Source organism: Streptomyces sp. NPDC037288 (genome assembly GCF_055603265.1).
On the sequence record NZ_JBVJVY010000015.1, the window covers coordinates 161,826 to 172,443 of the forward strand.

Here is a 10,618-nt window from a genome sequence, read left to right on the forward strand (position 1 = left end):
TCCGCAACGGCCCGCACCGCCGAAACCCCCGAACTCACTCGCCGAACTCACTCTCAGCCGAACTCACTCTCAATGGAGACAGGACGTGTCCCGTCAGGTGTTCCTCTACGACCCGCCGGACCGCTTCGTGGCCGGCACGGTCGGACTGCCCGGGCGCCGTACGTTCTTCCTCCAGGCCACCGCAGGCTCCCGGGTGACCAGCGTGGCTCTGGAGAAGACCCAGGTGGCCGCGCTCGCCGAGCGCATGGACGAACTGCTCGACGAGGTCGTACGCCGTAGTGGCGGCAGCGCCGCCGTCCCCGCCGTGGCGCCCACCGAGATCGCCGACACCGCCCCGCTGGAGAGCCCCATCGAGGAGGAGTTCCGCGTCGGCACCATGGCGCTGGCCTGGGACGGCGAGGAACAGCGCATGATCGTCGAGGCGCAGGCTCTCGTGGAGCTGGACGCCGACACCGAGGAAGACCTCGCCGAGGCCGAGGAGCGGCTGCTCCAGGACGAGGAGAACGGGCCCCCGATGCTGCGGGTCCGGCTGACCGGCGCGCAGGCCCGGGCCTTCGCCAAGCGCGCCCTCGACGTCGTCAACGCCGGGCGGCCGCCGTGCCCGCTGTGCAGCCTCCCGCTCGATCCGGAAGGACACGTATGTCCGCGCCAGAACGGATACCGCCGCGGGGCGTGACGGCTGCCGACGCGGAGGCCGACACTGCCGCCGCCGAGCTGCTCGCCGGGGGCGAACTGACCGTGCGCGGCCGGATCCGCGAGGCGTCCAACGCCGCGCTGTTCTGCACCGTCGCCCTCGACGGCCGGGAAGCCTCCTGCATCTACAAGCCGGTCGCCGGGGAGCGCCCGCTGTGGGACTTCCCCGACGGCACCCTGGCCGGCCGCGAGGTGGCCGCCTACGAGGTCTCCGAGGCCACCGGCTGGGGGCTGGTGCCGCCGACGGTGCTGCGCGACGGGCCGTACGGCGAGGGCATGTGCCAGCTGTGGATCGACGTCCAGGCCGACGCGGAGCTGCTCGCCCTGGTCGACGCGGAGGAGCCGGAGCCGGGCTGGAAGGCGATCGGTCTCGCCGAGGTCGGCGAGGGCCGCACCGCGCTCCTCGTGCACGCCGACGACGAGCGGCTGCGCCGGCTCGCCGTCCTCGACGCGGTGATCAACAACGCCGACCGCAAGGGCGGCCATCTGCTGCCCACCCCCGGCGGCCGGCTCTACGGCATCGACCACGGTGTCACCTTCAACAGCGAGAACAAGCTGCGCACCCTGCTGTGGGGCTGGGCCGGGGAGCCGTTGACCGCCGAGGCCGTCGACGTCCTCGAGGGACTGCGGGAAGCCCTCGGCGGGCCGCTGGGCGAGCGGCTGACCGGACTGATCACCCCGGCTGAGATCGACGCCGCACGCGCGCGTGTCGACGCGCTGCTCACCACGGGGGTGCACCCGGAGCCCAGCGGGGAGTGGCCGGCCATCCCCTGGCCGCCCGTGTAAGCACACCGGCCGCGTATGTACAAGACCGCACATCCGGCCATCCAGCGCGATCCCATTCGTATACGCAGCTCGTGGCCGGTTAGGCTCATGTACATGCATGCCTGGCCCGCTTCCGAGGTCCCCGCCCTGCCTGGTCAGGGCCGCGACCTGAGGATCCACGACACCGCGACCGGCGGTCTGGTCACCCTCGACCCCGGTCCCGTCGCCCGAATCTACGTCTGCGGCATCACCCCGTACGACGCGACCCACATGGGTCACGCGGCGACCTACAACGCGTTCGACCTCGTTCAGCGCGTGTGGCTCGACACCAAGCGGCAGGTCCACTACGTCCAGAACGTCACCGACGTCGACGATCCGCTGCTGGAGCGCGCGGAGCGGGACGGCGTCGACTGGGTCGCCCTCGCCGAGCAGCAGACGACCCTCTTCCGCGAGGACATGACCGCCCTGCGGCTCCTCCCGCCCCAGCACTACATAGGCGCCGTCGAGGCGATACCCGGCATCGTCCCGCTCGTGGAGCGGCTGCGCGACCTCGGCGCGGCCTATGAGCTGGAAGGCGACATCTACTTCTCCGTCGAGTCCGACCCGAACTTCGGCAAGGTCTCGAACCTGGACGCGGCCGCCATGCGGCTGCTGTCCGCCGAACGCGGCGGCGACCCGGACCGCCCGGGCAAGAAGAACCCGCTGGACCCGATGCTGTGGATGGCGGCCCGCGAGGGCGAGCCCAGCTGGGACGGCGCCTCCCTCGGCCCCGGCCGCCCCGGCTGGCACATCGAGTGCGTGGCCATCGCCCTGGACCACTTCGGCATGGGCTTCGACGTCCAGGGCGGCGGTTCCGACCTCGCCTTCCCGCACCACGAGATGGGCGCCTCGCACGCCCAGGTGCTCACCGGCGAGTTCCCCATGGCCAAGGCCTACGTCCACGCCGGCATGGTCGCCCTGCACGGCGAGAAGATGTCCAAGTCCAAGGGCAACCTGGTCTTCGTCTCGGCGCTGCGCCGCGACGGCGTCGACCCCGCCGCCATCCGCCTGGCCCTCCTCTCCCACCACTACCGCGCCGACTGGGAGTGGACCGACCAGGTCCTCCAGGACGCCGTCACCCGCCTCGGCCGCTGGCGCGCGGCCGTCTCCCGCCCCGACGGCCCCTCCGCCGACGCCCTGGTCGAGGAGATCCGCGAGGCCCTGTCCAACGACCTGGACGCCCCCACGGCGGTCGCGGCCGTGGACCGCTGGGCGGCCCGGCAGGAGGAGCAGGGCGGCACTGACACGGGCGCACCGGGCGTCGTCACGCGCGCGGTGGACGCGCTGCTCGGCGTGGCTCTTTAACGCCGTGAGGGCCCCCGCCCCGTAAGGGGCGCGGGGAACGGCGCGACACGCCACAGCGGACCCGCAGACGCGCAACGGCCCGTCGCGGCAGCCCATGGCGCATCGGCAACAAAAAGAAGGGGCGCTTCCCCACAAGGGAACCGCCCCTTCGCCATACCTCAGTCCTCCGACCCGTCCTCGTCATCCTCTCTGGACCCCCCGCCCGCGGCCGGAGGCCTCTGCTTCCCGCCCGGAGGGCCCACGTCCCGGCGCCGCAGATACCGCTCGAACTCGCGGGCGATCGCCTCCCCGGACGCCTCCGGCAGCTCCGCGGTGTCCCGGGCCTCCTCCAGCGTCTGGACGTACTCGGCGACCTCGCTGTCCTCGGCGGCCAGCTGGTCCACGCCCACCTGCCAGGCCCGCGCGTCCTCGGGCAGCTCCCCCTGCGGGATCCGCAGGTCCAGCAGGTCCTCCAGACGGTTGAGCAGCGCCAGCGTGGCCTTCGGGTTGGGCGGCTGGGAGACGTAGTGCGGTACGGCCGCCCACAGCGACACCGCCGGGACGCCGGCGTGCGTGCACGCCTCCTGCAGGACGCCGACGATGCCCGTCGGGCCCTCGTACTTGGTCTCCTCCAGGTCCATGCGCTGCGCCAGGTCCGGGTCCGACGTCACCCCGCTGACCGGCACCGGCCGCGTGTGCGGGGTGTCACCGAGCAGGGCGCCCAGGACGACCACCAGCTCCACGCCCAGCTCGTGCGCGAAGCCGAGCAGCTCGTTGCAGAACGAGCGCCACCGCATGGACGGTTCGATGCCGCGGACCAGGACCAGGTCGCGCGGCTTGTCGCCGCCGACGCGGACCACCGACAGCCGGGTCGTCGGCCAAGTGATCTTCCGCACTCCGCCGTCCATGAACACCGTGGGCCGGTTCACCTGGAAGTCGTAGTAGTCCTCGGCGTCCAGTGCCGCGAACACCTCGCCCTTCCACTCGCGTTCCAGATGCGCGACCGCCGTGGAGGCGGCGTCGCCGGCATCGTTCCAGCCCTCGAACGCGGCCACCATGACTGGGTCGATCAGCTCGGGAACCCCCTCCAGCTCGATCACCCAGTGCCTCCTTCCGACGTGCCCTCGCTTGACTCACCAACCTTACGGCGTCCGGCGGGGGCGCCCGCAGCCCCCTTGCGTGGGGGAGTGAACGGATCACTGCCCCGTTCGCCACCGTGGAACACCCCTCGTCAACAGGGAGCCGGGACGGCTGCGCACCGGCGTTTCACAGGGTGCTGCGCAACCACTGCTCCACGCTCGCGATGTGTACGGTCGCCCAGGAGCGGGCGGCCTCCGCGTCCCGGTCGCGCAGCGCGGCGAGGATCGCCCGGTGCTCGCGCAGGGTGCGGCCGACGGCGTCCTCCTGGGTGAGGCCCCGCCAGATCCGGGCCCGGGTGGTCGGCCCCGACAGTCCGTCCAGGAGCGAGCACAGCACCGAGTTGCCGGCGCCACGCACGATGCCGCGATGGAACTCCAGGTCGGCCGCGACCAGTTCCTCCACCGAGGGTTCGTCGCCCAGCGCGTCCAACTGACTGGACAGGGCGTCCAGTTGCTGTTCGCTGATCCGGAAGGCCGCCATCGCCGTCGCGGCCGGCTCCAGGATCCGGCGCACCGCCAGGAGCTCCAGCGCGGTGTCGTCGCGGTGGAAGTCCACGACGAAACTCAGCGCCTCCAGCAGCAGTTGCGGGTCGAGGCTGGTGACGTACGTGCCGTCGCCCTGGCGCACGTCCAGGATCCGGATCAGCGACAGGGCCCGCACGGCCTCGCGCAGCGAGTTGCGGGACAGGCCCAGCTCGGCGGCCAGCTCACTCTCCTTGGGGAGCCGGTCGCCGGGGCGCAGCGCACCGGAGACGATCATGTCCTTGATCTTCTCGATCGCCTCGTCGGTGACTGCCATGCCCGGCCTCCTGTCGCCCGCCCCATGCCTCGGACATCGGATGTCCGGGCACATTATGCGGTCCTCACCGACCAGCGTCCGGGGGCCTTGCCCCGGGCCGGCTTCCGGGCCGGGCGCACGGCGCAGGCGAGAGGGGCGGCCCCGTCGGCGCGGGGTCGCCCCTCTCGGTCGTCCGGACCCGGTGCGGCGGTCCGGCGCTGCGGTGGCGGCCGGTCCCGGTCAGGGAAGTGGACCGGCCGCCACCGGGGTCTACTTCTTGTCGAGCAGGTCCTGCACCTTCGCGCGGACCTCGTCCGTGGCCAGGCCCCGGATGGTCAGCGTCGTACGGCGGCGCAGCACGTCGTCCGGCGTCTCGGCCCACTCGTGGTCGCGGGCCCACACGACCTGCGCCCAGATCTCCGGGGCGTCGGGGTGGACGCGCTCGGCCAGCTCCGGGTTGTCGTTGGCCAGGCGGGCGATGTCGAAGGCCAGGGAGCCGTAGTGGGTCGCCAGGTGCTTGGCGGTGTCGGCGGCCATGCGCGGGCCGGGGGCCGGACCGTCCACCAGCAGGCGGTGCGCGACCGCGCGCGGGTTGGCGACGCCGGGCAGCGGCAGCTTCTTCGGCAGCGAGGAGATCGGCTCGAAGTCGTCGCCGAGCGGGTGGCCCGGCAGCGCCTCCAGCTTCTGCATGACCGTACGGCCGATGTGGCGGAACGTCGTCCACTTGCCGCCGGCGACGGACAGCATGCCGGCCTTGCCCTCGGTCACCACGGTCTCGCGCTTGGCCTTGGCGGTGTCGCCGGGGCCGCCCGGCAGCACCCGCAGACCGGCGAACGCGTAGGTGATCAGGTCGCGCTTGAGCTGCTGGTCCCGGACGGAGAACGCGGCCTCGTCCAGTATCTGGGCTATGTCCTTCTCGGTGACGGACACGTCCGCCGGGTCGCCCTCGAACTCCTCGTCGGTGGTGCCGAGCAGCAGCATGTCCTCCCAGGGGAGGGCGAAGGTGATGCGGTACTTGTCGATGGGGGTCGCCAGCGCGGCCTTCCACGGAGACGTCCGCTTCAGGACCAGGTGCGCGCCCTTGGACAGGCGGATGGACGGCGCCGCGTTCGGGTCCTCCATCTTGCGCAGGTGGTCCACCCAGGGGCCGGTCGCGTTCAGCACCAGACGGGCGTTGACCCCGAACTCGTCACCGGAGGTACGGTCCTTGAGGTCGGCACCGGTGACCCGGCCGTTGGTGAAGCGCAGGCCGGTGACCTCGGCGTGGTTGAGGACGACCGCGCCCGCCTCGACGGCCGCGCGGACCGTCATCAGCGCCATGCGGGCGTCGTTCATCTGGTCGTCGCCGTACACGGCCACGGCCTTGAGGTTCTCGGTGCGCAGCTCGGGCACGTCCTGCGCCGCCTTGGCGGGCGAGAGCAGGTGGCCGACGCCGTCACCGAACGCGGAGAGCGCGGAGTAGGCGAAGACGCCCGCGCCGAGCTTCGCCGCGCCGTGCGGCCCGCCCTTGTACACGGGGAGGTAGAAGGTGAGCGGGTTCGCCAGGTGGGGGGCCACCTGGCGGGAGACCGCACGGCGCTCGAAGTGGTTCTCCGCCACCAGCTTCACCGCGCCGGTCTGCAGGTAGCGCAGACCGCCGTGGAGCAGCTTGGAGGAGGCGGAGGAGGTGGCGCCGGCGAAGTCACCGGCGTCGACCAGAGCCACCCTCAGGCCGGACTGCGCGGCGTGCCAGGCGGTGGAGATGCCCAGGATGCCGCCGCCGATCACCAGAAGGTCGTACGACGCCTTGGAGAGCTGCTCCCTGGTCTCGGCCCGGCTCGGGTTGGAGCCGGAGGCCGGGTGCGTCCCCAGGGCAGGCACGGTCTGCAGGGTGGACTGACTGGTCATGTCGGGTACTTACTCCTCGTCAGAGATGGCTGAGCCGGTGGAGCCGCTCAGCTCTCGTCCTCGATCCAGCCCATGGTCCGCTCGACGGCCTTGAGCCAGTTCTTGTACTCACGGTCGCGGGTGTCCGCGTCCATCTGGGGGGTCCATTCGGCGGCCCGGCGCCAGTTGGCGCGCAGTTCGTCGGTGCTGGACCAGAAGCCGACGGCGAGGCCGGCGGCGTAGGCGGCGCCGAGGCAGGTGGTCTCGGCGACCATCGGGCGCACCACGGGTGCGTCCAGGACGTCGGAGAGGGTCTGCATCAGCAGGTTGTTGGAGGTCATGCCGCCGTCGACCTTGAGGGTCACCAGCTCGTCGCCGGAGTCCTTGACCATGGCGTCGGCGATCTCCCGCGTCTGCCAGGCGGTGGCCTCAAGGACGGCGCGCGCGAGGTGCGCCTTGGTCACGTACCGGGTCAGACCGGCGATCACACCGCGGGCGTCGGAACGCCAGTGCGGGGCGAACAGACCGGAGAAGGCCGGTACGAAGTAGGCGCCGCCGTTGTCCTCGACCGAGAGCGCGAGCGTCTCGATCTCGGCGGCGGTGGAGATCAGGCCCATCTGGTCGCGCATCCACTGCACCAGGGAGCCCGTGACGGCGATCGAGCCCTCCAGGGCGTAGACCGTCGGCTGGTCGCCGATCTTGTAGCCGACCGTGGTCAGCAGACCGGCGTAGGAGTTGATGATCTTGTCACCGGTGTTCATCACCATGAAGGTGCCGGTGCCGTAGGTGGACTTGGTCTCGCCCTCGGAGAAACAGGTCTGGCCGAACAGGGCCGCCTGCTGGTCGCCGAGCGCGGAGGCGACCGGGATGCCGCCCAGCAGGTCGCCCAGCTTGCCGCCGGTGACCTCGCCGTAGACCTCGGCGGAGGAGCGGATCTCGGGCAGGATCTGCAGCGGCACGCCGATGGACTCGGCGATCTTGTCGTCCCACTGCATGGTGTGCAGGTTCATGAGAAGGGTGCGGGAGGCGTTGGTCACGTCGGTGACGTGCCTGCCGCCGTTGACACCACCGGTCAGGTTCCAGATGACCCAGGTGTCCATGGTGCCGAAGAGGATGTCCCCCGCCTCGGCGCGCTCGCGCAGGCCCTCGACGTTGTCGAGCAGCCAGCGGGCCTTGGGGCCGGAGAAGTACGAGGCCAGCGGCAGGCCGGTCTCGCGGCGGAAGCGGTCCTGGCCGACGTTGCGCCCGAGCTCCCGGCACAGGGCGTCGGTGCGGGTGTCCTGCCAGACGAGGGCGTTGTAGACGGGCTCACCGGTGTTCTTGTCCCACAGCACGGTGGTCTCGCGCTGGTTGGTGATGCCGATGGCCTTGATGTCGTCGCGGGTGATGCCGGCCTTCTGGATGGCTCCGGCGACGACTTCCTGGACGTTGGTCCAGATCTCGTTAGCGTTGTGCTCGACCCAGCCCGGCTTGGGGAAGATCTGCTCGTGCTCCTTCTGGTCGACGGAGACGATGCGGCCGTCCCGGTCGAAGACGATGCAGCGCGAGGAGGTCGTGCCCTGGTCGATCGCCGCGATGAACGGGCCTGCGGTGTGGGCGTCGGTCACTGTGTGCTCCTGAAAGATCCGTGGTGAGGGGGCTGTACGTACGGCGCGTGCTTCGAGGTGATGCTTATGCGAAGGCGACGTTGTATATGCCTGCAGCGATCGCGCCGCCGATCAGCGGACCGACCACCGGGATCCAGGCGTACGCCCAGTCGGAACCGCCCTTGTTGGGCAGCGGCAGCAGGGAGTGCACGATGCGCGGGCCCAGGTCACGGGCCGGGTTGATCGCGTAGCCCGTCGGGCCGCCGAGGGACAGACCGATCGACACCACCACGAGCGCGGTGATCAGACCGCCGAGGATGCCGAGGCCGTTGCCCTTGTCGTTCAGGCCCTGCGTGAGGACCGCCAGGATCAGGACGACGGTGCCGATGATCTCCGTGGCGAGGTTCTGCGCCACGTTCCGGATCTCCGGACCGGTGGAGAAGACGCCGAGGACCGGGCCGGCGCCCTTCTCCTGGGCCTCGACCGCCTTGGCCGTGGTGGCCTGCGCGCCCGGACCGCCGACGATCTCCTTGTCGGTCAGGTGGGCGTGGAACTGTCCGTAGTAGGCGACCCACACCAGGGTCGCGCCGATCATCGCGCCGAGCAGCTGCCCGGCGAAGTAGGTCGGAACGTTGGTCCAGTTGCCGTCCTTGATGGCAAGGGCGACGGTGACGGCCGGGTTGAGGTGTGCACCGGAGAGCGGTCCGGAGATGTACACAGCCGTCAGGACGGCGAAGCCCCACCCGAAGGTGATGGCGAGCCAACCGGCGTTACGGGCCTTGGAGGCCTTCAGCGTGACGGCCGCGCAGACGCCGCCGCCGAGCAGGATGAGTATGGCGGTACCGATGGTCTCGCCGATGAAGATGTCGGAGCTGGACACCCGCGACTCCTTTGTCCTTCGTCCAGGGGTAACCGAACCCCGGGTCCCGCCGGGGGTTCTGGCGCCCTCGGGGGTGAGAGCGATGGCCGGCCCTTGGCGTTGTCACACTCTAGCGCGTATTGCCGGTAGGTGTTCGACAATGCCGACCGATGGACGGGAGTCTTGCTTCGGCGTTACGCATGCGTCAAGAGTTCTGTTATCGAAAACAGGATCGTTATTGATCGCTGCCGGATGTCGCTCTTCGCGCGCTGACGTATGGTTTTAGCCCCATATATCCATTTCAGGGTATGGCGACAACCGGAACGCCGCCCGGCGTCCCGGTTGACCCCCAGGGGGTGCTCAGTCCCTCAGAACCGTCCCGCGCCCAGGTCCCTGGAGACCGCGCGGGCACAGTCGCGCACCGCGGCGATCAGCTCGGGACGCAGCTCGCCGTCCCGGCACAGCCGTTCCACGGCGCCGGTGACACCGACCGCCCCCACGGGCATGCGGCGCCGGTCGTGGACGGGTGCGGCGACGGACGCCACGCCCTCCCAGGTCTCCTCCACGTCGGCCGCGTAGCCACGCGCGCGTGTCATGTCGAGGAGGTGCTCGAAGTCGTCCATCTCGCACACCGTGCGGTCGGTGAAGGGCTTGCGGTCGGCCTCCATCGCCTCGCTGTGCGCGACCGGGTCGTAGGCCGAGAGCACCTTGCCGAGCGCGGTCGAGTGCAGCGGCTGCATCGCGCCGATCTCCAGTACCTGCCGGCTGTCGTCCGGCCGGAAGACGTGGTGCACGATCAGCACGCCCTGCTGGTGCAGCACCCCCAGGTACACGCTCTCCCCGCTGGACCGGGCCAGGTCGTCCGTCCACACCAGGGCTCGCGCCCGCAGCTCGTGCACGTCCAGGTACGTGGTGCCCAGGCGCAGCAGCTCCGCGCCCAGCTGGTAGCGCCCGGACGTGTCGTCCTGCTCCACGAACCCCTCCTGCTGGAGGGTGCGCAGAATCCCGTGGGCGGTGCCCTTGGCGAGACCCAGTGACGAGGCGATGTCCGACAGGCCGAGCCGTCGCTCGCCGCCCCCGAGCAGCCGCAGCATCGCGGCCGCCCGTTCGAGCGACTGGATGTTCCGTGCCATCGCCGTCCTGCCTCCGTCCCCTTCGACTGCCGCCGAACGCCGTCGTACCGTCCGCCGAGTCGACACCTGTCGTATACCGTCGTACGTTCCGTTACCCGCCGTTCGGCAATGTCGAACACTACCGGTCCATGCCGACCTCCCGCTAATGGTCGGACGGCAGCTGTTACATCACACGTGACCTGGCCGTGGCACACGGGCCACCGCGTCCGGCCCGTGGACGCCGGTGCCCATCCAAGCCCACTCCCGGTTACTCTGGCGCCGTGCGGCATCCCCGCCCGCCGGGGCAGCCGCATAGCCGACAGCCGTCGCATCTAGGGAGCCCCTTCATGGCCTCGTTGCCACCGTCCCCTTCCGCCGACAGCCGGACCCGTGCGTCCGCGCTCCGCCAGGCGCTCGCCACCCGTGTGGTGGTCGCCGACGGAGCCATGGGCACCATGCTCCAGGCCCAGGACCCCACACTCGAGGACTTCCAGCAG

At 70.9% G+C, this 10,618-nt stretch carries 9 protein-coding genes; 3 read left to right on the forward strand and 6 right to left on the reverse strand.

Features of this window, described 5'->3' with window-relative positions; all coding sequences use genetic code 11:
- Positions 1 to 85 precede the first annotated feature (85 nt).
- From ACZ7GZ_RS19705 to mshC, 3 genes are all read left to right on the forward strand, one after another.
- Complete coding sequence (locus tag ACZ7GZ_RS19705; RefSeq protein ID WP_471025683.1) at positions 86 to 676, forward strand: DUF3090 domain-containing protein; 591 nt, start codon at positions 86 to 88, stop codon at positions 674 to 676.
- Positions 640 to 1,479 (forward strand): SCO1664 family protein, encoded by an 840-nt coding sequence (locus ACZ7GZ_RS19710; RefSeq protein WP_471025684.1) that lies wholly within the window; start codon positions 640 to 642, stop codon positions 1,477 to 1,479. The genes ACZ7GZ_RS19705 and ACZ7GZ_RS19710 overlap by 37 nt, the downstream gene beginning before the upstream one ends.
- A gap of 93 nt (positions 1,480 to 1,572) precedes the next feature.
- Positions 1,573 to 2,802, forward strand: a complete 1,230-nt coding sequence (gene mshC / locus ACZ7GZ_RS19715) for a cysteine--1-D-myo-inosityl 2-amino-2-deoxy-alpha-D-glucopyranoside ligase (RefSeq protein WP_471025687.1) — start codon at positions 1,573 to 1,575, stop codon at positions 2,800 to 2,802.
- 158 nt (positions 2,803 to 2,960) lie between these two features.
- On the opposite strand, the gene ACZ7GZ_RS19720 is transcribed toward mshC, so the two are convergent.
- From ACZ7GZ_RS19720 to ACZ7GZ_RS19745, 6 genes are all read right to left on the reverse strand, one after another.
- A complete protein-coding gene (locus ACZ7GZ_RS19720; protein ID WP_471025689.1) occupies positions 2,961 to 3,881 on the reverse strand; it encodes a PAC2 family protein in 921 nt (306 codons plus the stop codon).
- Positions 3,882 to 4,047: 166 nt separating this feature from the next.
- The gene (locus ACZ7GZ_RS19725) at positions 4,048 to 4,719 is read right to left on the reverse strand and encodes a FadR/GntR family transcriptional regulator (RefSeq protein WP_471025692.1); all 672 of its coding nucleotides are present in this window, start codon (positions 4,717 to 4,719) and stop codon (positions 4,048 to 4,050) included.
- A gap of 249 nt (positions 4,720 to 4,968) precedes the next feature.
- The gene (locus ACZ7GZ_RS19730; protein WP_471025694.1) at positions 4,969 to 6,585 is read right to left on the reverse strand and encodes a glycerol-3-phosphate dehydrogenase/oxidase; all 1,617 of its coding nucleotides are present in this window, start codon (positions 6,583 to 6,585) and stop codon (positions 4,969 to 4,971) included.
- A gap of 47 nt (positions 6,586 to 6,632) precedes the next feature.
- Positions 6,633 to 8,171, reverse strand: a complete 1,539-nt coding sequence (gene glpK / locus ACZ7GZ_RS19735; RefSeq protein WP_471025697.1) for a glycerol kinase GlpK — start codon at positions 8,169 to 8,171, stop codon at positions 6,633 to 6,635.
- Positions 8,172 to 8,235: 64 nt separating this feature from the next.
- The gene (locus ACZ7GZ_RS19740; RefSeq protein ID WP_471025699.1) at positions 8,236 to 9,030 is read right to left on the reverse strand and encodes an MIP/aquaporin family protein; all 795 of its coding nucleotides are present in this window, start codon (positions 9,028 to 9,030) and stop codon (positions 8,236 to 8,238) included.
- A gap of 347 nt (positions 9,031 to 9,377) precedes the next feature.
- Positions 9,378 to 10,142, reverse strand: coding sequence for an IclR family transcriptional regulator (locus tag ACZ7GZ_RS19745; protein ID WP_471025701.1), 765 nt, complete (start codon positions 10,140 to 10,142; stop codon positions 9,378 to 9,380).
- Between the last annotated feature and the right edge of the window lie 476 nt (positions 10,143 to 10,618).